Source organism: Pedobacter sp. R20-19, from assembly GCF_000708265.2.
GTDB lineage: Bacteria > Bacteroidota > Bacteroidia > Sphingobacteriales > Sphingobacteriaceae > Pedobacter.
The window spans coordinates 499,076-521,601 of the sequence record NZ_JCKI01000003.1; the positions used below are offsets into that span (position 1 = coordinate 499,076).

At 35.7% G+C, this 22,526-nt stretch carries 24 protein-coding genes; 12 read left to right on the forward strand and 12 right to left on the reverse strand.

Translation table 11 applies throughout. From position 1 onward, the window contains the following. Positions 1 to 25: 25 nt before the first annotated feature. Both AN34_RS09740 and AN34_RS09745 read right to left on the reverse strand, forming a co-directional pair. On the reverse strand, positions 26 to 1,861 hold the full coding sequence (locus tag AN34_RS09740; protein ID WP_029284764.1) for a UbiD family decarboxylase: 1,836 nt from the start codon (positions 1,859 to 1,861) through the stop codon (positions 26 to 28). A gap of 104 nt (positions 1,862 to 1,965) precedes the next feature. Continuing rightward, the gene (locus AN34_RS09745) at positions 1,966 to 2,445 is read right to left on the reverse strand and encodes a Dps family protein (protein WP_029284766.1); all 480 of its coding nucleotides are present in this window, start codon (positions 2,443 to 2,445) and stop codon (positions 1,966 to 1,968) included. A gap of 282 nt (positions 2,446 to 2,727) precedes the next feature. Here AN34_RS09745 and AN34_RS09750 point away from each other — a divergent pair, with 282 nt between their 5' ends. From AN34_RS09750 to AN34_RS09760, 3 genes are all read left to right on the forward strand, one after another. Next, a complete protein-coding gene (locus tag AN34_RS09750; protein WP_036676860.1) occupies positions 2,728 to 4,269 on the forward strand; it encodes a LysM peptidoglycan-binding domain-containing protein in 1,542 nt (513 codons plus the stop codon). After that, positions 4,266 to 4,916, forward strand: coding sequence for a uridine kinase (locus AN34_RS09755; protein WP_029284770.1), 651 nt, complete (start codon positions 4,266 to 4,268; stop codon positions 4,914 to 4,916). Before AN34_RS09750 ends, AN34_RS09755 begins: the two co-directional genes overlap by 4 nt. A 185-nt stretch (positions 4,917 to 5,101) precedes the next feature. Beyond that, complete coding sequence (locus AN34_RS09760; RefSeq protein ID WP_157263272.1) at positions 5,102 to 5,377, forward strand: hypothetical protein; 276 nt, start codon at positions 5,102 to 5,104, stop codon at positions 5,375 to 5,377. A gap of 112 nt (positions 5,378 to 5,489) precedes the next feature. On the opposite strand, the gene AN34_RS09765 is transcribed toward AN34_RS09760, so the two are convergent. The 4 genes from AN34_RS09765 to AN34_RS09780 form a co-directional block, all read right to left on the reverse strand. After that, entirely contained in the window at positions 5,490 to 6,152 is a 663-nt protein-coding gene (locus tag AN34_RS09765; protein ID WP_029284774.1) for a CoA transferase subunit B, read from the reverse strand. Between the two features lie 76 nt (positions 6,153 to 6,228). Then, on the reverse strand, positions 6,229 to 6,930 hold the full coding sequence (locus AN34_RS09770; protein ID WP_029284776.1) for a CoA transferase subunit A: 702 nt from the start codon (positions 6,928 to 6,930) through the stop codon (positions 6,229 to 6,231). A gap of 502 nt (positions 6,931 to 7,432) precedes the next feature. After that, positions 7,433 to 9,811, reverse strand: a complete 2,379-nt coding sequence (locus tag AN34_RS09775) for an endonuclease MutS2 (RefSeq protein WP_029284778.1) — start codon at positions 9,809 to 9,811, stop codon at positions 7,433 to 7,435. 1 nt (position 9,812) lies between these two features. Continuing rightward, the gene (locus AN34_RS09780; protein ID WP_082468362.1) at positions 9,813 to 10,361 is read right to left on the reverse strand and encodes a DUF4296 domain-containing protein; all 549 of its coding nucleotides are present in this window, start codon (positions 10,359 to 10,361) and stop codon (positions 9,813 to 9,815) included. Positions 10,362 to 10,431: 70 nt separating this feature from the next. Between AN34_RS09780 and AN34_RS09785 the strand changes: the two genes are divergently transcribed. From AN34_RS09785 to AN34_RS09800, 4 genes are read left to right on the forward strand one after another with little or no spacing between them, the layout of a single operon-like run. Then, entirely contained in the window at positions 10,432 to 11,136 is a 705-nt protein-coding gene (locus AN34_RS09785; RefSeq protein WP_029284781.1) for a YggS family pyridoxal phosphate-dependent enzyme, read from the forward strand. Further along, a complete protein-coding gene (locus tag AN34_RS09790) occupies positions 11,133 to 11,600 on the forward strand; it encodes a GNAT family N-acetyltransferase (RefSeq protein WP_029284783.1) in 468 nt (155 codons plus the stop codon). The genes AN34_RS09785 and AN34_RS09790 overlap by 4 nt, the downstream gene beginning before the upstream one ends. Before the next feature lies 1 nt (position 11,601). Next, positions 11,602 to 12,867 carry an aspartate kinase gene (locus tag AN34_RS09795; protein WP_029284785.1) on the forward strand — a complete coding sequence of 422 codons (1,266 nt, stop codon included), beginning with the start codon at positions 11,602 to 11,604 and terminating at the stop codon, positions 12,865 to 12,867. Positions 12,868 to 12,896: 29 nt separating this feature from the next. After that, positions 12,897 to 14,081: a class I SAM-dependent methyltransferase gene (locus AN34_RS09800; RefSeq protein ID WP_029284787.1), complete on the forward strand. Its 1,185-nt coding sequence runs from the start codon at positions 12,897 to 12,899 to the stop codon at positions 14,079 to 14,081. A gap of 53 nt (positions 14,082 to 14,134) precedes the next feature. Here AN34_RS09800 and AN34_RS09805 read toward each other — a convergent pair whose 3' ends face one another. The 4 genes from AN34_RS09805 to AN34_RS09820 all read right to left on the reverse strand — a co-directional run bounded on the left by AN34_RS09805 (position 14,135) and on the right by AN34_RS09820 (position 16,998). After that, on the reverse strand, positions 14,135 to 14,332 hold the full coding sequence (locus tag AN34_RS09805; protein ID WP_029284789.1) for a cold-shock protein: 198 nt from the start codon (positions 14,330 to 14,332) through the stop codon (positions 14,135 to 14,137). Between the two features lie 199 nt (positions 14,333 to 14,531). Further along, complete coding sequence (locus AN34_RS09810) at positions 14,532 to 15,167, reverse strand: peroxiredoxin (protein WP_029284791.1); 636 nt, start codon at positions 15,165 to 15,167, stop codon at positions 14,532 to 14,534. Between the two features lie 158 nt (positions 15,168 to 15,325). Continuing rightward, positions 15,326 to 16,423, reverse strand: a complete 1,098-nt coding sequence (locus AN34_RS09815) for a S1C family serine protease (RefSeq protein WP_029284794.1) — start codon at positions 16,421 to 16,423, stop codon at positions 15,326 to 15,328. Positions 16,424 to 16,431: 8 nt separating this feature from the next. Continuing rightward, entirely contained in the window at positions 16,432 to 16,998 is a 567-nt protein-coding gene (locus tag AN34_RS09820) for an RNA polymerase sigma factor (RefSeq protein WP_029284795.1), read from the reverse strand. Positions 16,999 to 17,199: 201 nt separating this feature from the next. Here AN34_RS09820 and AN34_RS09825 point away from each other — a divergent pair, with 201 nt between their 5' ends. The 5 genes from AN34_RS09825 to AN34_RS09845 all read left to right on the forward strand — a co-directional run bounded on the left by AN34_RS09825 (position 17,200) and on the right by AN34_RS09845 (position 20,350). Further along, on the forward strand, positions 17,200 to 17,421 hold the full coding sequence (locus tag AN34_RS09825; protein ID WP_029284797.1) for a hypothetical protein: 222 nt from the start codon (positions 17,200 to 17,202) through the stop codon (positions 17,419 to 17,421). Positions 17,422 to 17,555: 134 nt separating this feature from the next. Beyond that, positions 17,556 to 17,777 carry a hypothetical protein gene (locus AN34_RS09830; RefSeq protein WP_029284799.1) on the forward strand — a complete coding sequence of 74 codons (222 nt, stop codon included), beginning with the start codon at positions 17,556 to 17,558 and terminating at the stop codon, positions 17,775 to 17,777. Positions 17,778 to 17,907: 130 nt separating this feature from the next. Next, a complete protein-coding gene (locus AN34_RS09835) occupies positions 17,908 to 18,129 on the forward strand; it encodes a hypothetical protein (protein WP_029284801.1) in 222 nt (73 codons plus the stop codon). A gap of 236 nt (positions 18,130 to 18,365) precedes the next feature. Beyond that, a complete protein-coding gene (gene purB / locus AN34_RS09840) occupies positions 18,366 to 19,712 on the forward strand; it encodes an adenylosuccinate lyase (RefSeq protein ID WP_029284803.1) in 1,347 nt (448 codons plus the stop codon). A gap of 86 nt (positions 19,713 to 19,798) precedes the next feature. Beyond that, positions 19,799 to 20,350: a NifU family protein gene (locus tag AN34_RS09845; protein WP_029284805.1), complete on the forward strand. Its 552-nt coding sequence runs from the start codon at positions 19,799 to 19,801 to the stop codon at positions 20,348 to 20,350. A gap of 96 nt (positions 20,351 to 20,446) precedes the next feature. Here the strand turns inward: AN34_RS09845 and AN34_RS09850 are convergent, their stop codons facing one another. Together AN34_RS09850 and AN34_RS09855 are read right to left on the reverse strand one after the other, a co-directional pair. Further along, on the reverse strand, positions 20,447 to 21,238 hold the full coding sequence (locus AN34_RS09850) for an inositol monophosphatase family protein (protein WP_029284808.1): 792 nt from the start codon (positions 21,236 to 21,238) through the stop codon (positions 20,447 to 20,449). A gap of 42 nt (positions 21,239 to 21,280) precedes the next feature. Further along, a complete protein-coding gene (locus AN34_RS09855) occupies positions 21,281 to 22,513 on the reverse strand; it encodes a prolipoprotein diacylglyceryl transferase (RefSeq protein WP_231625523.1) in 1,233 nt (410 codons plus the stop codon). Positions 22,514 to 22,526: the final 13 nt, after the last annotated feature.

The window sequence follows — 22,526 nt, forward strand, 5'->3', positions numbered from 1 at the left end:
TTCGAAATTTTATTTAATTATTCAGTTAAATTTTACCTGTTAATATTTGGTTTTGTTTCATTAATTCATCTATTTTTTGCTCAACCTTACTATCTTTAATTAATTCTGGTGCATGATGTGGTTTCTTTCTCGCATCAATAATTAATGAACCTTTGCATCCCCAATGCTTATTAATAGTAAAATCATTTACTCCATAAATATCAGCGGCCGGGTTACTTCTGGTAAAAGTTACCCAAACCAAATTATCAATATTCCTGGCTGTAAATTCGGCGTCATCTGCAATAATAATCAGTGGTAAGCCCTTTAAATTTTGATCCATCAAAGAAATATTTAAGGCAGCAATTTCTGCCGCTGTTTTTTCTTCACTGATATATTTATCACATTCAAGCACCATGATTCCGGGTATGGCAATTTCTGCTTTGTAGCAACCATCACCCAGTATTAAATTTTCAGGAATTTTATTCCATAGGTTCCGTTTTTGTTCGCCCGCAGCTGCAATTACCACTTTTGAACCGCTATTCAATCCCTCACCACTGTAATCTAACGTATCAATGGTAGTATTGGTGTAGAAATGAAGGTCTCTGGTTAAATCAATTCTTTCTAAAACATGAGTTAAAAATTCCTCGATATGATGGGTACTTAATTTTTCATTATCTTCTCTCGCTGCGATAAAAACATATTTAGCCAGGCTGAGTTGGTTTTTACCTAGGATATGGTTGGCAATCGTTAAAATTTCCTGTGGCCTTCTTTCCTTTAAATAAGGCGTATACCTTTCACTACCAATAGCGAAAAGCAAAGGATGAACTCCCGCTGCATCAACTGCGTGTACCTCTTTTAATCCATGAATTTCCTGAGGAATCGCTGAACCGGTAATTTCATGAATTAAGGCGCCAAAACTGGTATCTTCTTGTGGCGGACGCCCAACAACGGTAAACGACCAGATCGCATCTTTTTTATGGTATACATTGTGTACCTTCATTAAAGGAAAAGGATGGGTTAAACTATAATAACCTAAGTGATCACCAAACGGACCTTCCGGTTTATTTTCATTGGGGTAAACCGTTCCGGTGATGATAAAATCTGCATCTGCAGAAATACAGAAACCCTCATCATCATAAAAATAGCGGAATCTGCGATCGCCTAAAGCCCCGGCAAAAGTCATTTCTGATAACCCTTCCGGCAATGGCATTACAGCTGCCAGTGGATGGGAAGGCGGGCCACCTACAAAAATGCTTACCTTTAGTGGCTGGCCAAGTTTATTCGCCTTTGATTGGTGAACACCAATTCCCCTGTGAATCTGGTAATGCAAACCAATTTCCTTATCCTTTATGTATTCATTGCCAGCCAATTGAATCCGATACATGCCGAGGTTTGCATTCAGGATTCCCGGTTTCTCTACGTCTTCTGTATAAACCTGAGGCATGGTTACAAAAGGTCCCCCATCCATTGGCCAGTTTACGATTTGAGGCAGTGCACTGATACTGGTTTTAAGGAATTTACTTTTAGCAGATGGTGTTTTCATAGGCAAGGCCGATAAAGCTGACATTGCCGAACCGGCATATTTAAATGGATTTTTCAGTGCCTTCATTGGATCATTCCGCAAGGAAACCAATTGCTGTACCTTAGGTAAAGTATCCCTAAAAATGAATTTAGAGCGTTCAAGGGTACCAAATAAATTTGACACTGCAGGAAAAGGACTTCCTTTAACTTTTTCAAATAATATAGCCGGACCTTGATTTTCGTAGATTCTTAAATGGATGGCAGCCATTTCTAAATATGGATCTACTTCTTCTTTTATTCTGATGAGATGACCATTTTTTTCAAGGTCTGATACACATTCTGCTAAACTTTTGTATGCCATGTTCAAAGATAGATATTTAGTATTTTGATAAAACAAAAAAGCCTCAGATAAACAGATATTTAATTAAATCTATTTAGCTAAGGCTCTGATCTGGTTAAAACCGATTATTTCTTTCCGGCAAAAGAACGTAACATCCAGGTATTTTTTTCTTTGAACTGCATAAAACGGTTAACCATATCATTTGATCCGTCGTCTCCAGCCTCATCCGTAGCATCTAAAATTTCTCTTTCCAGCTCAATTAGTTTTGCCATATCATCTAAAATAGCATCAACCATATCAAGATCCTTCATGCCAATGGTATCAATCTCTTTAATATCAGACTCCTGAATGTAGTCTGCAAAACGGCTATGTGGTGGTTTTCCAAGAGTAAGTACACGCTCAGCAATTTCATCAATGGTTAATTGTGCATTAGTGTATAACTCTTCAAATTTAACGTGTAGCGTAAAAAAGTTTTGTCCTTTAATATTCCAATGGCAACCTCTTAATTTTTGATAATGTATATGATAATTAGCCAAATAATCATTTAAAAGATCAACTACAGGTTTAACCTCTTTTTCGTTTAAGCTTATTTCTTTAGCGTCCATATGAATTGTTTTTAATGTATTTAATGAGTTCGTAACAAATGAAATCTTTAAAAGTTTTACCCTTAAAAGTACATTGAATACAATACCTTATTTATATGTTCGTTTATAATTCGATAAGACAGGAATTAACGCTTTTACAAGTGATTGTGAATGAATTACATACCTTTAAAATAAAGCTTAAGATATCTTATTTTTACAAAATACTGGCTGGCTGATGTGGATATGGTTAATAATATTATTCGTATAATTGCTTTCTTTGACTTAGAAATTTATATAAAATAAATGCATAAAATATATTTATCTGCTGTTGTTTTGTTTGCCTTAAATATTGCAAATGCGAAAGCCAACACAGCGAGAGATTCCATCGGCGTGGAAAATAACAATGGCAAAAAACTGATCGTTCATCAAATCGTAGCCAAAGACACTTATTATTCAGTTGGAAGAAGATACAATGTATCACCAAAGGATATTATGGCTTTTAATGAGAATAAATTTTTGCAGGTAGGTGTAATCATTAAAGTTCCAACCAATATTCCATGGGGTTCAAATAATACTTCAACACCTGCTACTTCATCTTCAACTGACGGAGGCATCATTGAACATACAGTTAAGGCAAAAGACAACCTGAACATGCTTGCTGAAAAGTATGGTACAACCGTAAATGAAATTAAAAAGCTGAATAACCTTAAAGGAAATAATTTAAGCATTGGTCAGCTGCTTAAAATTCCGGCGAAGAATGGTACCGTATCAAATAATCAGGAAACTCCGGCACAGACAGCAAAGGCTGATCCAACACCTACAGTACAGCCAACGCCTACCAGTACCACTACCGATCAAACCATGGTTGAACATACTGTGGCACCGAAAGAGTTTTTAGGAAAAATTGCAGAGAAATATGGCACAACGGTAGAAGATGTTAAAAAGGCCAATAACCTATCTGGTAACAACCTTCGTATTGGTCAGAAATTAAAAATTCCGGCAACCAAAAATGTTGATGAAAATAAAGTAGTTAGCGTTTCTGAACAAAACACACCGGTAACAGATGCCGTAAAACCTGTAGATGCCGTAGGTACTCACACGGTTTTAAGAAACGAAACCATTTTTACTGTTGCTAAACAATATGGCATCACCGCTTATCAGCTTAGAAAATTAAATAACCTGCCAGATAATGCCATTACAATTGGTCAGTTGTTAAAAGTACCTGGTGGCATCATTACCGATGTACAGGTACCTAAAGAAAAGCAGGCAGAACAAACAACAACAAAACCAGCGCCTGCTGCTTCAAAAGAAGAAAGCTTTATTCATACTGTTGCTGATGGAGAAAATATCTTTACCATTGCAAAAAAATATAATGTAACGGCCTATCAGATCAGGACAGCCAATAAAATGGATGATAATACCATTAAGACTGATCAAAAATTAATTATCCCAAGGCCACCACAAGCAAGATCTGTGAATGATCTCTCTAAAGAAGAGCAGGTTAATGAGCCAGATAGTACCATGGTAAAAGATCCAAAACTTCGCCGTGATCCCAGTGTTTATGGCTTAAGCCAGATTGAGGAAAAAGGTACTGCAATATGGATTGCTGATGCAGATTTAGATAGTTCAAAAATGTTGGTACTTCACCGTACCGCACCAGTTGGCCGCGTGATTAAACTCACCAATCCAATGACGAACCGCACCACCTTTGCCAAGGTTGTTGGTAAATTTACAGAGAACGAATCAACAAAAGATGTTATTATTGTAATGACTAAAGCTGTTGCAGATTCGTTAGGCGCTTTAGACAAGCGTTTTTTATGCAATTTAACCTATAGTGCTCAATGAGTTTAAACAAAAAACCTTTTGTAATTGGTATAGCTGGTGGTAGCGGATCTGGCAAAACTTTTTTTCTAAACTGTTTCCTTCATCATTTTAAACAGGATGAAGTAACACTGGTTTCTCAGGATGATTATTACATTCCTGCAGGAGACATGAGTCAGGAAGAAAATAAACTCTATAATTTTGATCTTCCATCTACAATAGATAGTCAGCAATTCTTGAAAGACATTAAACAATTGCTAGATGGTGAAGTAGTTTATAAAAAGGAATATAGTTTTAATAACCCGTTAGCTGTTGTTAAAATACTGGAGATTAAATCAGCACCTATTATTATTGTTGAAGGGCTTTTTATTCTACATTTTAAAGAAATTTCTGACTTATTAGACCATACCATTTTTGTAGATGCAGATGAACAGGTAGCCTTGGATAGGCGTGTAAAACGTGATGGCTTAGAACGCGGTTATCCTGAAGATGATGTAATTTACAAATGGCATAATCATGTGGTACCTGCCTATAAGGAATATCTTCTACCCTACAGAGAAAGTTGCAATAAAGTAGTGATGAATAATACCAATGAACCAGATGAACTGATTGCAATTACGGAAGACATTTCAAATGACCTTCGAAATAATATTTTGGTAAACATATACTAGAAGGCTGCATAATAAAATAATGCTTAATTCATATTAAGAATTGTTATGTTGAGCTCGTCGAAACACTTTATAAACATTTTTATAAGTCCTTCGACAGATTTAGGATGATAGCAAAGTGGGAAGATTACTTTACACATTCTGTTAGCACTTTGCTATCTGCACCCTGTTATCCGGCCTGGGAGGTGATGGAAGGAGAAGCCGTTGAAATTTTTGCACTTCCGTTTCAAAGACCTCAAATCCAAGGTAGCGCAAACGGCTCTTCAAAAAATTTTTATTTAAGAAAAATCGAGCCATTGTGCTACCGCCATTTAAATTTCGACGAGCTAATCCGACATCAGATCCAAGCCTTGATTTTTTGCTTCTTTGTTATCAAGAACAAAGAAGAAGCCCTTCGGCGGCCGACCTGTACCGATCTTTCATCGGTAGCCGAGGCAAGGATTAAGTGGTTGGTGAACCAATAACCAACGAATGGGTTCTGTGCGAAAATGAAGTCAGTAGATAAAAACCCAGGGATCTTTCGTACCTCAGGATGACATTTAGATTTTAGAATAGAGCCTCTGGGAAGAAATGAAATTAGTTAAAACTCATTTCCGGAATTACGCCTTCAACAATTAACCTTCCTGCAGTAGATTGCTGTATAAATTCGATACTTACGCCCGGAGCTCGTTCAACAAGTTGAAAACCACCTTCTGGTAAAACGTTTAAAACAGCCAATTCAGTTACAATTTTTTTGATACACTTTACACCTGTTAATGGTAGCGTACATTTTGATAATAATTTACTTTCACCAGCCTTATTAACGTGTTGCATAGCTACAATAATATTTTTAGCAGAAGCCACTAAATCCATTGCGCCTCCCATCCCCTTAACCATTTTACCAGGAATTTTCCAATTGGCAATATCACCATTCTCTGAAACTTCCATTGCACCTAAAATAGTGAGGTCTACCTTTTGAGCCCTGATCATTCCAAAGCTCATGGCCGAATCAAATATGGATGAGCCTGGCAAAGTTGTAATGGTTTGCTTTCCGGCATTAATTAAATCAGCATCTTCCTCTCCATCAAAAGGGAAAGGCCCCATGCCCAGTAATCCATTTTCAGATTGCAGTACAATGTTTATATTTTCTGGAATATAATTAGCAACCAGGGTTGGTATACCTATCCCAAGATTCACATAATAACCGTCTTTTATTTCTTTTGCGATGCGTTTCGCTATTTCTTCTTTTGATAATGACATAACTTAAATAACTTAATGAGAGATTGATTGAATTATATAATGAAAGAAAAAATGAGTTTCATCAATATGAATTAACTTATAACTTCACACGAACAGTGCGCTGTTCTATTCTTTTTTCATAATGATCACCTTGAAAGATACGGTGAACATAAATTCCAGGTGTATGGATATAATCTGGATCCAATTCTCCTATTTCTACCAATTCTTCCACTTCTGCTATTGTCACTTTACCCGCCATGGCCATTACCGGATTAAAATTTCTGCTTGTCGATCTAAAAATTAAATTTCCTGCTGCATCTCCTTTCCAGGCTTTTACAATCGCAAAGTCTGCATCAAATGCATATTCAAGTAAATAGTCTTTTCCATCAAAATTTCTGATTTCTTTACCCTCCGCAACTTCAGTACCTACACCAGCGGGGGTAAAAATAGCAGGCATTCCGTATCCGGCAGCCAGGCAACGTGTTGCGAGTGTTCCCTGCGGAATCAAATCAACTTCCAATTCACCACTTAACAACTGGCGCTCAAACTCTGCATTTTCTCCTACATAGGATGAAATCATCTTTTTTACCTGGCGCTCCTTCAACATCAGGCCAATGCCAAAATCATCAACACCAGCATTATTTGAGATACAGGTTAAATTTTTTACTTTTTTTTTAACCAAAGCGTGAATGCAATTTTCTGGAATACCACAAAGACCAAAGCCACCAAGCATTAAGGTAGCACCATCTGAAATATCTTTAATCGCTTCTTCAGCGCCTGATACCACTTTGTTTATCATATTATGAATTTTTGGTTAGTGTGCTAAATTAGTAATTGCGTTGATTAATTTCATACATCTCTTCGTTTAAATCTTTTTAGAATGTCATTAAATTGGAATTGATCTAAACAACACTTACCTTTGTGACGCAATGATTTACGAGAGAGACGAAGACAAAACATTTATTATCCCAACTGATCCTGAATTTCAAAAAGGCATGGGCTTTCTTTTCAGCTGCACGGCTGAACACAAAAAATGCTGCGAAAAATATAAAAAAGGAAAGCGCTGCAAAAAATGTCCTGGCGACAAAAAGAAGTAAGCTCTTTGCTTACTCCTCTATTCACATTGATTGAAAATTCTCAATCAATGCTTTTCAATCATCTTTTAAGCCATTGGTTATATTTTTAAGGTTCTCCAAAGTGGGAAACAGAAAACATTCCGTTTATATCATATAGATTATCATCATATCTATTTCCCACTCCCATTTTCTTTTACAACTTTCCGCCTTCACAACTCCCTGCTCTTAATTCAAATAAACGTAGGTAATTCCATCTCCACCACGATCTGCATGTTCATCTTCCATCCTATTCACCTGACTATACTTCCGGAGATACTCACGAATCATTTTTCTCAAAATCCCATCCCCTTTGCCATGAATTAATTTGATTGAGGGAAAGCCGAGCATAATGGCCTTATCTAAATATTTTTCCACCTCAAATAGCGCATCTTCAGTTCGTTTGCCCCGGAGATCCAATTCTGCACGAAATCCAGAAACAGCATCATTCATTCGGCCGGCAAAAGAACCGCCACTATTTTGTACCACTTTTTTAGCTTCTTTATTACTAATTCGCTGTACCCGGCTTTTTTTAACTGTAGATCTTAAGTCACCGATAGCCAAAATCAATTCATTCCTGTTTATTTCCAATACAATTCCGGTTGTTTCGCTATCTGTAAACTTAACCCAATCACCAATAGCTATTTCACCACCTACCACAACAGGTGCTGGTTTTGGTCGCTCTTTTGGTACTGTGTTTTTAATAAGCTCCTGCTGTAAATTCTGCCGAAGTTCTTTGGTAGCCTCTTTATCTGCCTGTTTTTCTTTAATTTCAGCAATGGTGTTTTCAACCAGTTTATTAGCGTTTTTAATAATGCTCTGCGCTTCCTGCTTCGCTTCCTTAATTAAAACCCTTCTGTTTTCATCCAGAAATGATCTTAATTTTTCATTCTCTGCGATCAGATTTTTAGCTTTATTTTGTTGATTCGCTAAACTTACCTTAGCATCATAAACATTCTTTTTTTCACGTTCTAAATCAACCAGCATGGTATCTACCCGATTTTGATTTGATCCGGTTTTCTCTCTGGCCAATTGAATCACCTCTTTCGGCAAGCCAATATTTTGAGCAATTTCAAAAGCATAAGAACTACCGGGTTTACCCATTTCTAAAATGTAAAGTGGTTTCATTTTAGCATTATCAAAAAGCATCGAAGCGTTTTCTAAACCTGGTGTGTTACCTGCAAATAACTTTAAATTTGAATAATGGGTGGTGATTACGCCACGTACCTTCTTATTATTCAGCACTTCCAGAACAGCCTCCGCCATGGGGCCTCCAAATTGTGGATCGGTACCCGTACCAAATTCATCAATGAGTACCATCGTTTTTGGGGAAGCATGTTCCACAAAATACCGCATCTTTTTCAAATGTGCACTATAAGTACTCAAATCACTTTCTATAGATTGATCATCTCCAATATCGGCGAAGATATTTTCAAAAACCCCAACCTCACTATTGGCATCTACCGGAATAAGCAGGCCTGTCTGCAACATAATCTGCAATAGCCCAACAGTTTTCATACAGACCGATTTACCCCCCGCATTTGGTCCGGAAACTAAGACAACCCGAGTTTCTGCATCAATGTGAATATTTAAAGGCGTAACCGTTTTATTTTCTGCCGCGAAAGAAATTGATAAAAGCGGATGTCTGGCATTAATCAACTTTGTTTTAGGCTCTTTCAATAAACCAGGCATCTCGGCTTCAATATCTAAGGCAAATAATGCCTTCGCCCGCACAAAATCTAATTTCGTAAGGAAACCATGATACGAAAGCAATAGTGGAGAATATGGCCTCAAATCATCTGTAAGCGCTACTAAAATCTTAATAATCTCACGGCGTTTATCAAATTCTAAATCACGCAGCTTATTATTTAAAGTAAAAACTTCCTCCGGCTCAATGTAAACGGTTTGACCAGTGGCAGATTCATCATGTACAAATCCTTTAAGTTTACGCTTATTTTCGGCTAAAACCGGAATACACATCCTACCATCACGGATGGTTAAACTTCCATCCGCTACCCAGTTATTCGCAATAGCTTGTTTATAGATACTATCCATCCGCTTACGTACATCTTGCTCAGCACGTGAAATGGCAGAAGTAATTTCCTGCAATTCTTTTGATGCATTTGGTTTGATCTTTCCTTTTGCATCAATTACGGTTTCAATTTTTCTTAGGATATTTTTCTCGATAGGCAAATGTTCAAAGAGTGCTTCCAATGTTGGATATACTTCTGCACGCTCTTCAAAAAACCTCAAAACAGAAAAAACAGTTTGCAGAGAAGTATAAACCTGGAACCACTCATCTTCCATGAGATAAGTACCCTCTACCCTGATTTTATCAACCAGAGATTTAATATCAAAAAAAGTATTTATTTGTAGTGGCTCCTGATTTTGCAGGATGCTTTTAAATTCGTGGGTTTGACGTAAAAATTTATCGATTTGATCAAAACGGTTCATCACCTGCATCTTTAGCACCATTGCCTGCCCCATCGGACTTAAACAATGTTTGCTAATGAGTTGCCTTATCTCTAAAAAACCTAAACGTTCTAAACAATTTTCGGGATATAACATATTATTGTACTGCAGCTGATAAAGGCTTTAAATCACCACTTTTTTTAGTGTTTAAAAGCGAATCAGCCTGTGCTTTCTTTTTTTTGATTTGTGCATCTGCTTTAACTTTCGATGATGAATCTGTTTTCATCTTCTTTCTAATGGCTAAAGAATCCGCTTTAAATATTTTAATAATTTTAATTGAATCTGCCTTAAATCTCCTTCTTAATAATAAGGAATCGGCCTGTTTCAGTTTAGCTTTTTGATTGTCTAAACGGGTAGAAATGACTTTATAAATCTCCTGTAATTTTTCAGGATTTTGATAATAGTAATTTAAACTTCTGTTGTACTCGGCAGAATCGGTATCAAATTTTTTGTAAATCCCATTATAATATGCAGCCGCTACCTTTCTGGCAGAATCCTGAACATATATTGTAGAAATGTAACCATCTGCAATGTGCACATCAAATAAAATAGCTTCCATCCGCTCTTCATCAATGATGCCATCTGGCGTTTTAGACTTGCAGCCAAACCACAGGATAGCAATTAAAACCCACATTATTTTTCTCATGCTCAATTAAAATATTATTTTTTGCCCAAATTGCGGCAAGGTTGTTAATTTTACCCAAAAATAGTTATAAATGAGCATAGCTGATAATCTTAAACAATATAAAAGCGAAGTAGAGGCCGACGGTGTAAAACTGATCGCCGTTTCTAAAACCCAAACAGCCGATACCATTTTAGAAGCCTACCATGCAGGACAACGAATTTTTGGCGAAAACATGGTGCAGGAATTGGTTGATAAACAAGCACAACTTCCTTTAGATATTGAATGGCATTTAATTGGCCATTTACAAAGCAACAAAGTTAAATACATTGCACCTTTTGTAAGCCTCATTCATGGCGTTGATAGCTTAAAGTTACTACAGGAGATTAACAAACAGGCACTTAAAAACAAGCGGGTTATTGATTGTTTGTTGCAAATTTATATTGCTGATGAGGAAACTAAATTTGGCCTTGCTCATGATGAAGCCATTGAATTACTTCGCTCCACTGAATATAGCGAAATGAAAAATGTAAGGATTACTGGTTTAATGGGCATTGCAACAAATACAAAAAACGAAAAACAAATTACCATTGAGTTTAATGAACTTAAAGTATTTTTTGATGGACTGAAAGCAAGTTTCTTTAAGGATGAAGATTCTTTTAAAGAAATTTCAACCGGAATGAGTGCTGATTATAAAATAGCGATAGAAGAAGGCAGTACAATGGTTAGGATTGGAAGCAGTATTTTCGGAAAACGAACCATCAAACATTTCAAAAACACATCAGAAAATCCGTTATGAATTTAAACATAAGACATGCAGAAGCTGCCGATTGTCCAAGGATGCTCGAATTGATCACTGAATTAGCTGTTTATGAACGTGCGCCAGAAGAAGTTACTGTAAATCTTGATCATTTTATTGAGGCTGGTTTTGGCGCAAATGCAGTGTGGAAGGCTTTTGTTGCAGTAGCAGATCACACCATTATTGGCTTTGCCTTATATTATACCCGCTATTCTACCTGGAAGGGCTGTAGATTATACCTGGAAGACTTTATTGTTACAGAAGATTTCAGGGGAAAGGGCGTTGGCAAATTACTTTTCGAAAAGGTAATTGAAGAAGCAAAAACTGGAAATTATAATGGCATGGTATGGCAGGTATTAGACTGGAACGAACCCGCAATTAATTTCTACAATAAATATAAAGCACACTTGGAAAGCGGATGGTTAAATGCAGCACTATCTACAGAACAGGTTAAGGCATTTTAATATGGATATATATAAATTTGGAGGTGCCTCGGTAAAAGATGCGGCTGGTGTAAAAAATCTTTCCACTATAGTACGTGATTACCAGAACGGCAAATTGCTGATTGTGGTTTCTGCAATGGGCAAAATAACCAATAAGCTTGAAGAATTGACAAAGGCTTATTTAGAAGGTAATGAGAATACCCATGCACTTTTAGACGAAATAAAGCACTTCCATTTCCAAATTATAGCGGAACTTTTTGATGGCAAATCACATTCCGTTTATGATGATGTGGCCAATACTTTTGTAGAAATTGAATGGTTACTTGAGGATGATCCTGATAACGATCCAGATTATATCTACGATCAGATTGTATCTATTGGTGAAGTAGTTTCCACTAAAATTGTAGCTGCATGGTTAAATGAGAGTGGCAATAAAACCTTATGGACAGATGCCAGAAACTTTATACAGACCGACAACACTTACCGTGAAGGAAAAGTTGACTGGACAAAGACTAACTTGATTATTCAGAAAGATTTAGTTCCTTTACTCGAGAAAAATATCATTGTTACTCAAGGCTTTATCGGCGGAACCAGTGAAAACTATACGACAACATTAGGTAGAGAAGGCTCTGATTATTCTGCTGCCATATTTGCCTCTTGCTTAAATGCTGATGCATTAACCATTTGGAAAGACGTACCTGGAGTTTTAAATGCCGATCCAAAATGGTTTGACGAAACGGAGTTAATTCCTCAACTTTCCTATCATGATGCCATTGAACTTACTTACTATGGCGCAACAGTTATTCATCCAAAAACGATAAAACCCTTACAAAACAAGGGCATTCCATTATTTGTAAGATCTTTTATTCAGCCGGAAGGTAACGGAACAGCCATTACAAAAGAAAATAACCCCTTACCAATTCCATCTTTTATATTTAAGGTTAATCAGGCACTAATCTCCATCTTTCCGAAGGATTATTCGTTTATTATTGAAGAAAATCTAAGTAATATTTTTGAGCTGTTTCATAAACATAAGATCAAAATCAATACCATGTTAAATTCTGCCATCAGTTTTTCGGTAAGTATTGATGATCACCCTGAAAGGATTGAGCGCCTGATTGAAGATCTTTCAGCAGAGTTTACAATTAAATATAATAAAGGTCTGGAATTGGTTACCATCCGTTACTATAACCAAAACACCATTGATCGGGTTACCATAAATAAAGATATTTTATTGGAAGTAAAAAGTCGCCATACCTGTCAAATGGTGATGAAGAATAAGCCTTGATAGAAATCTCAACGCTATAAATTTACCGAATGAACCTTAAACTTTTAACCAAGGCTGTACAAGAATACATTAACGCAAACCTAAAGGCAGATGTAAATCAGATTGCCTTGGCTAAAAGCAAATTTGAAGGCATAAGTTCATCAGAATTGGCCGGACAAATCCTGAGTAAAAAAAAATCGGAGAAGAAATTACCTGCTTGGTTTAATACTCCTCGTATTTATTATCCTGCAGCACTATCAATTGAGCAAACCTCATCAGAAATTACAGCCAGCTATAAATCAAAATTAGCAATCGGACATTCGTTAATTGACTTAACCGGAGGATTTGGAATCGATGCAAATTATTTTGCTAAAAAAATAAACACGGTTACACATTGTGAAATTAATTCAGAATTATCGGCCATTGCCGCCCATAATGCGGATATTCTGAAATCGAACAATATTGAATTCAAGGCCGTGGACGGATTGGCATTTATTAAAACAACACATCAGCGATATGATACCATTTATGTAGATCCTGCACGCAGGGCCAGCATTGGTAAGGTATTTATGCTAAAAGATTGCACACCTGACGTAAGTCGCAATCTGGATTTATTATTAGAAAAATCACAGAGGATCGTGATTAAAACCGCTCCTTTGCTGGATATTACAGCAGGTTTGAATGAATTAAGGTGTGTTAGTGAAATTCATATCGTTAGCGTAAAGAATGAATGCAAGGAACTATTGTGGGTTATTGATCTTGATTTTACTGGTGAACCTCAAATTATTGCCGCTTCACTTAATGAAACAGAGAAAGTATTTTCATTCAAAAGGTCAGAAAGTTCTGTCAATTTAAAATATGCGGAGAACCTTTCATCATTTAGTTACTTATATGAACCAGATACAGCATTACTCAAATCAGGCGCCTTTAATTTAATTGGCGAACGATATAATCTGGTTAAACTACATCCGCAAACACAACTTTACGCCAGCAATGTCATTAACAATAATTTTCCGGGAAGAATTTTTGAGATTGAGCAACAATTAACCACAACAGATTTAAAAAAGGCAGTCGATCTGACTGGGAATATCATTGTTAGAAATTATCCGGCAAAGCCAGAAGACTTATCAAAAAAGTATAAAATTAAGTCTGCTCAAGATCAGTTTTTAATTTTCACGAAAACGGCTGGAAATGAAAATATAATCCTGAATGCACGTATTATTCAGCATTATTAACAAAAAAAGTCTTCCCAGTGGAAAGACTTTTCTTATGATATTATAATAAAGTATTAAATTTTCTTAACGTTTACGGCCTGCAAACCTTTTGCCCCATCGGCAACATCATATTCAACTGTATCACCTTCCTGTATGGCATCTATTCCACCCAATACGTCTTTAAAATGAACGAATAAATCTTTATTATCTTCTTGAATAATAAATCCAAAACCTTTTTGAGTATTAAACCACTTAACTTTTCCTGTTGCCATAAAAAAAATAAAAAATAATGATAAATAAATAATTCTTTACGTCTTGTTATTCATTTTTTTCAAGCATTTCAATTTGATAACCAGATTAAACGTCAATTCACAAAAACAAAACTATCAAATATAACAAACAGACCTAAAAAATGATTTGTTATTGCATTTATTAACGAGAATGTTGCATGTTTTAAAGAATAAATGATAGCTATTTGTTGGGTTGTGGTGTGGTACGTAGATAGGGTTTAATAACGGTATGACCTTTTGGAAATTTATTTGGAATATCTTCTGTTTTAATACTATTCACCACAATTACATCGTCACCATCTTTCCAATCGGCTGGTGTGGCAACAGAATATTGAGCAGTGAGTTGTAAAGAATCAATTACCCTTAATACTTCATTAAAATTTCTGCCAGTAGATGCAGGATAAGTGATCGTCAATTTAACTTTCTTATCAGGACTGATTACAAAAAGTGATCTTACGGTTAGTGTCTCCGAAGCATTCGGATGAATCATATCGTATAGATTTGCAACAGTTTTATCCGGATCAGCAATAATCGGAAATTCTACAGTAGTATGCTGAGTTTCATTGATATCATTAATCCATCCTTTATGCGATTCTGCCGAATCAACACTTAACGCTAAAACCTTTACATTACGTTTCTCAAACTCTCCCTTTAAAGCAGCAGTTCTTCCTAATTCCGTAGTGCAAACAGGTGTATAATCGGCCGGGTGAGAAAATAAAACACCCCAGCTATCTCCTAAAAATTCGTAAAAGTCAATTTTCCCGATAGATGTTTCTGCCTGAAAATTTGGTGCGGTATCGCCTAATCTTATACTCATAATATTATTATTTTTAATTTGAATTTAAACAAATCTAATCAATACCATAGTAAATACATAGACATTATATTATTTAATACATCTAAATTATAAACACATAAAAAACCCCGAAGTAGTTAGCTTCAGGGTCTCAACAATATTAATTTGTTTGGGTTATTTTAATTATAAACTTTGATCATAAAAACATAATCCTGCAATTTCTCGATCTGTTTTGTACGTTTTAATCCCGACAGCAAGCTTTTCTTATTAGAAGAAAGTCGGTTGGTTCCTAAAGAATCTTGAGGAATTGCTCTCATGGCTTCTAAAATATATTTTGATTTGATAGCGAATGCAGCACCCTCTGTTTGATCTGGCTTACCACTAATAATCCCTACCAAGTTGCCATTGGCATCTAAAAGCGGACCACCACTATTCCCAGGATTAACCGGAATAGAAACCTGATACTGAGTGGTATCGCCCACAAAACCATTCTTCGAACTTACATATCCTTCACCTAACACAGCATCATCTTTAGGATAACCTAGCGTATAAACTATTTCACCAATACTGCTGGTATTCTTTTTAATGGTATAAGGTATAGAAGATAAATGGCTGAAATTCTTATCATTTATTTTAAGGATGGCAATATCATTTTGAGGGTCTGTGTAAATTGATTTCACCTTAAATGATTCTCCCTTATTATTTTGAACATATAAGGAATCAGCTCCGTTAATTACATGGAGATTAGTTAAAATATAACCATTTGTAGAAATCGCAAACCCCGTACCACCAAAACTATTTTGAATCACAGGTTTTCCAGCTGTTGTAGTAGTGTTATTTATTTTCCTGATTAAACTATTTTGTGTTTTAATCGCTTTATTCACCTGGTTACTCAACAAAACCAATTGTTCTTTTTGTTTAGTATTGTGCTGAATAGAATAAACAGACACCAGAGATAAAACCAAAAAAGAAGCAGCAACAGCAATAGCTGATTTCTGTTTCCTCCAGAGTTGAACCACCCGGGATGGATGCGGCCTAAGTGAAGAAGCCAAACCTTCTAAATTGATTTCTGCATGAATACTATTTAATTGTTCTTTCAGACGGATCTGCGCTGCAAACATCTCCATAGATTCAAGGAAGAATTTATGTGAAACCACTTTATGATCAACCGCCGGATCATTACGACGTAGTTGTTCCAAAGCCTCAGTTTCCTGTGGGTTAAGCTTACCTAAAAGATAATCTTCAATAATTGCGTCTAACTCCAAATCGTTTCTCATTTCAATAACTAAGGTTGAAAAAATATTTTCTTTAACCGCTGCAGGCACTTATACTTTTGTGTTTTCGCATTATCGGTATTCGTGTAACCAAACTTCTCGCAAATATCCTGCATGGATAAACTGTGGATATAAAAATCCTGAATAATGGTTTTACAAGGTTCACCAAGATGATCAAGGGCAGATTGCATTTTCACAAACTGCAAATCCTTTTCTTCATGTTGTTCTACATCCTCTTCTACAGCAAACACATCTTCATAATCGGTAATATTGCCTGTTTTTTTACTTCGCTGACTTAGTTTTTTCAACCAAATCCTCCGGCAAACCGAGTATATATATGTTTTTAGTTTACTGCTGAGTTCAAAATTTCCTTCCTTAATTTTGTTATATAAAATAATAATCGCCTCCTGATATACATCCTTTGCATCATCTTCATCTCCATTATTATTGAGGATAAATTGCAAAACCATCGCAAAATAGGCTTTATATAACTTGTTAAGTGTATCCGCAGAGTTATTTAGAATACCTAAAATAACCTCTCTATCTGTTGGAACTGAACCCTTTAAACTGTTATTCACTGGTTAATACGTTTTTCGGTAAATAGTAACCCAATATTAGACAAAAAAAATTATAGCCAATAAATAAGTTTAATACCGCCTCGGGTAAACGTAACCTAAAAGCAGCGTAAAAAAAATATTTTCACTTTTTTTAAAAATACCGGGTTACCTTTCTACCTTTGCGGCATTAACAAGAAAATTAATTACTTAAAAAATTCAAAAATGAAAAATGCATTCAAATTAGGCTTTTTAGCTTTAGCTTTATCTTTATCAGTTGTTGCTTGTAACTCAGAAAAAAAAGCTGAAGGTGCTGATACTACTTTAACTGATTCATCTACTATCGTTACTGATACTACAGGTGTTGATACAGTTGTTAAAGATTCTACAGTAAAAGATACTACTGTAAAAGCTACTACTAAAACTACTGAAGAAGTTAAACACTAGTCTAACTTACCATATAAAAAAGTCCTTAAGGTGATTATCTTAAGGACTTTTTTATTTATTTTAAATTATTGGGTTACCTTTTAAATTTTACTGTATTAAGGGTAAATTAATTAATAACTAAAAAAAACTCAAACATGAAAAATGCATTCAAATTAGGCTTCTTAGCTTTAGCTTTATCTTTATCAGTTGTTGCTTGTAATTCAGAAAAAAAAGCTGAAGGTGCTGATACTACTGTAACTGATTCTTCTACTATCGTTACTGATACTACAGGTGTTGATACAGTTGTTAAAGATTCTACAGTAAAAGATACTACTGTAAAAGCTACTACAAAAACTACTGAAGAAGTTAAACACTAGTCTGACTTTACCCATAAAAAATGGCCTTGAATCTATTTTCAAGGCCATTTTTATTTTTTTTACTTTTTTTGGGTTACCTTTTTAACCCTTTAGTATTAAAGGTATATATTCACTCTAAAACAATATCAAGATGAAAAATACATTCAAATTAGGCTTCTTAGCTTTAGCATTATCACTATCTGTTGCTGCTTGTAACTCAGAGAAAAAAGCTGATGGTACTGATACAACTGTAACTGATTCTTCAACTATCGTTACTGATACAACTGGTGTTGACACTGTTGTTAAAGATTCTACAGTAAAAGATACTACTGTAAAAGCTACTACTAAAACTACTGAAGAAGTTAAACACTAGTTTAATTTTCCTCTTAAATAAAAAAAGGTATTGATTTTAAAATCAATACCTTTTTTTATGGCTAACAAATAAGCGATTGTTTTATATCCTTCTATCTAATCGATATCTATTCCTTAAAAAATAGGACGGATCTATTTAATAGCCACTTTTTTCATCACTCAGGGATTTCTTTAAAGATGAAAGTCCTTAAATCTCATCAATTGTAGTAAATTTGCGGCAAAAATATAATCCGCATAATGAATTTGACATCACTACAAGCCATTTCGCCAATAGATGGCCGATATAGAAAAACTACTGAAGGTTTAGCCGCTTACTTTTCTGAAGAGGCATTAATCAAATATCGTGTTTTTGTAGAAATTGAATATTTTATTTCTTTATGCGAAACCAACCTGCCAGGCCTGGAAAATTTTGATAAAAACCAGTATACGGCACTTCGTAATATCCATGAGAAGTTTTCGGAAAGTGATGCACTCGAAATTAAAGAGACTGAAAAAGTAACCAACCATGATGTAAAGGCAGTGGAGTATTTTATCAAGAATAAATTTGACAGCCTGTCGCTTCAGGAATTTAAAGAATTTATTCATTTTGGATTAACTTCTCAGGATATTAACAATACTGCTATCCCCTACTCGATTAAGTTAGCGCTGGCTGAAAGTTATTATCCTGCAATCACCACATTAATTACCAAAATAGAAGCATTGGCTACTGAATGGAAAGATATTCCAATGCTAGCCCATACTCATGGTCAGCCTGCTTCTCCAACTAAGCTTGGAAAAGAGTTTCTTGTTTTTGCTGATCGTTTAAACATTCAACTGGAGAATTTAAAATCGATTCCAAATAGTGCAAAGTTTGGTGGTGCAACAGGTAACTTCAATGCACATCATATTGCATATCCAGAAGTAAACTGGGTGAGCTTCTCTAATCATTTTGTGAATGAAATTTTAGGTTTAACAAGGGCACAACATACTACACAGATTGAACATTACGATCAGTTTGCGGCACAGTGTGACGCCTTAAAGCGGATTAACAACATCATCATTGATTTAGACAGAGACATCTGGACTTATATTTCTAAAAACTATTTTAAACAAAAAATCAAAGCAGGAGAAATAGGTTCATCGGCCATGCCTCACAAGGTAAATCCAATCGATTTTGAAAATGCTGAAGGCAACGCCGGCATTGCTAATGCATTATTTGAATTTTTTGCTGCCAAGCTTCCAATTTCACGTTTACAACGTGATTTAACAGATTCTACTGTATTGAGAAATATTGGTGTTCCATTTGGACATACCTTAATTGCCATTCATTCGACTTTAAGAGGATTAAATAAAATTTTATTAAATGAGGCTGCTTTGCATGCAGATCTTGATGATAACTGGGCAGTTGTTGCTGAGGCCATTCAAACCGTTTTGCGCAGAGAGAACTTCCCAAATCCTTATGAGGCATTGAAAGAACTGACCAGAACCAATTCAAAAATTAATGCCGCCAGTATTGCTGAATTTATTGAAGGTTTAGCGGTTGAGGAGGGAGTAAAAGCACAACTGAGAACCATCACTCCTTTTAATTATACAGGCATTTTTTAGTCTATTAAATTGACGCTAAACAGACAGCCTATAAAGGCTTTATTGATCAGTAATTGTTAATTTTGTTTATTCAAATTGATTAAGACATGACGATTAACGTATATACAGAACAAACTCCTAATCCAGCTACCATGAAATTCATGGTGAATAAATTGCTGATTAATGGCAGCGAGGATTTCGCCACGAAAGAAAGTGCTGATCATTCTCCTTTTGCTAAGGAATTATTTAAGTTCAATTTTGTTGCGGGTGTATTTTTCGCCAGCAATTTTGTAACCATTACTAAAACGGATGATGCAGAATGGGCTGATATTGAGGCCATTTTAAAAGAATTTGTAAAGGGTGCTGTTGAATCTGAATTAAAAATTAAAGAAGCTACTTCTGAAGAAGCGCCATCTTTTGAGGGTACAGAAACAGAAATTAAAATTCAGCAAATCCTTCATGATTATGTTCGTCCCGCTGTTGAGCAGGATGGTGGTGCCATTACATATAAATCATTTGATGAAGGCGTGGTAACAGTAGAGCTAAGAGGTTCTTGCAGTGGTTGCCCATCATCAACCATTACCCTTAAATCAGGGATTCAGAACTTACTACAAAGAATGGTTCCTGAAGTGACCGAGGTAGTATCAGAAGCATTATAATTAAGCATTTTTCATAGTTAGTAGATATAAGAATGGCTCGCCAAAAGCGAGCCATTCTTATATCCAGAGATTTTTAATATTATATATGGGTAAAGCCTAACTAAAGTGTCGCTTTATGGCTTCCAACATTTCCCCAGTAAGTTTTCCATTGGTAGCTAAAATTTCTCTTTTGGTAAAATATTCATCGCCACCAGAGAAATCAAACACTTCTCCGCCCGCCTGCTGTACAATAAAACAACCTGCTGCAAAATCCCACTGCTGAAGATTGTATTCAAAAAAAGCATCAAAACGGCCACAAGCAGTATAAACCAAATCAATTGCAGCAGCACCAATCCGGCGAACGCCATGGCTTTTCTGCATCATTTCTTCCAGTAACTTTAAATATTGCGCCTGCTTATCAAACTGATAATATGGAAAACCTGTGGCCAGCAAACTGGAAGGTAAATCTGGATTGGTAGAAACACGGATTTGTTTTTTATTCATAAAAGCTTCACCGCCTTTAAATGAATAGAACATTTCGCCGCGATTAAGTTCATAAACCACTCCAATTACTGGCTTACCTTCTTCATATAAAGCGACACTGATACCGTAAGCTGGAATCCCGTGAATAAAGTTTGTGGTACCATCAAGAGGATCAATAATCCACGTATAGGTTTTACCTACTCTACTGATAGTTTTTTCTTCCGTAATAAAACCAGCATCCGGGATAAGTTTTTCCAGGTTTTGAACCAGTTTTTGTTCTGCTGTTTTATCTACATAAGAAACCATATCGTTCAACCCTTTGTATTCAATTTTACTGGCATCAAATTGTAAAGATTCTTTACGGATAAAGTTCCCGGTTAACTTCACTATTGAAATAACCTTATTACATATTAATTCGTAATTCATATTTTTTTATCAAAATGGATTGGAGATACTTGGAAGATAAATTTAACTCAATTCGTTTTTATTTCTTAGTGCGTAAAAGCTTAAAGCAATTCCCCCGATTACCAGAAAAGTTGAAATCATTTCTGCCTGGGTAAATGACAATCCGAATACGTGGTACTTAGAATTTACGCGAATCAGTTCGATGCAAAAGCGTTCGATTCCATTCAAAATCATATAAATCCCAAACATTAATCCCGGTGCCTTTATTTTATCCCGGATGCTCCATAAGAAAGCAAAAAGAATTAAGCATACTATTACTTCATATATAGGTGTAGGATAAACGCCCTGAGCCAACTCGTTACAAAATTTCCCGGTGCAGCCAGCAATAGGAATACCCTCGCCCACTACATTATTTGGATAAGTATAAGACCATAACCAATCTGGTAACCAAGAGAAAGGTTTTGGATTTGAATTAACAATTCCCCAGTCGCCATCTCCGGATAAATGACAACCAATACGTCCAACTGCGTAAGCCAGCATCATTCCCGGACCACCTACATCTAGCATATGCAAAGGCTTTATTCCATTTTTTCTGGCAATAATAAGCACAGCTGCCCCACCACAAATTAATCCACCATAAAAGGTTAAGCCACTAAATGAAAGTAAGCGCTCAATTGGATGTTGTACAAAATCATCCCAATATTCTAAATTATCAAAGAACTTAGCGCCTAAAAAGCCCCATACCGCTGCCCAAACGATTAGATTGCTCATCAACTGATAAGGATGTACAGTTACTTTTGTTTCTTTAGGTTTATCTAATTTATATTTATCTTTTTCCTTATAATCCCAATAGGCGAACAGGGCAGCAAGTAATAGGCCGCCAATAACATTCCCTTTGGCAGACATTAGAATGGATTGTGCATCGCTTACAAACAATGAATAGTTTAATAAAGCATAGACCAGTTTATAACCTATTAAAAACCCAAATAAAGCATTCATAATAAGCTCTGAGGTAGTAGCAGGTTTCCCGATTACAACTGTTTTCGTTATGGGATGAAGAATCCCTAATGCTTCTTTTCGTTGCAGTTCTTTGGTGAAAGCCCAATACCCTGCAACAAATGCAAGCGCTACAAAAACACCAAAAGTATTAAATGGCAATGGCAGGTTAACGCCAAATAAATATTCTAAAAAATGGGAGACGGTAGGAAACATACAAATAATTTGTTGCGAAGATAGGAAAGAAAGCTGAAAGGCTAAAGCGGAAAGACTAAAGGCAAAATTAGATTGCCTGGTCATGCCTCCTTGCAAT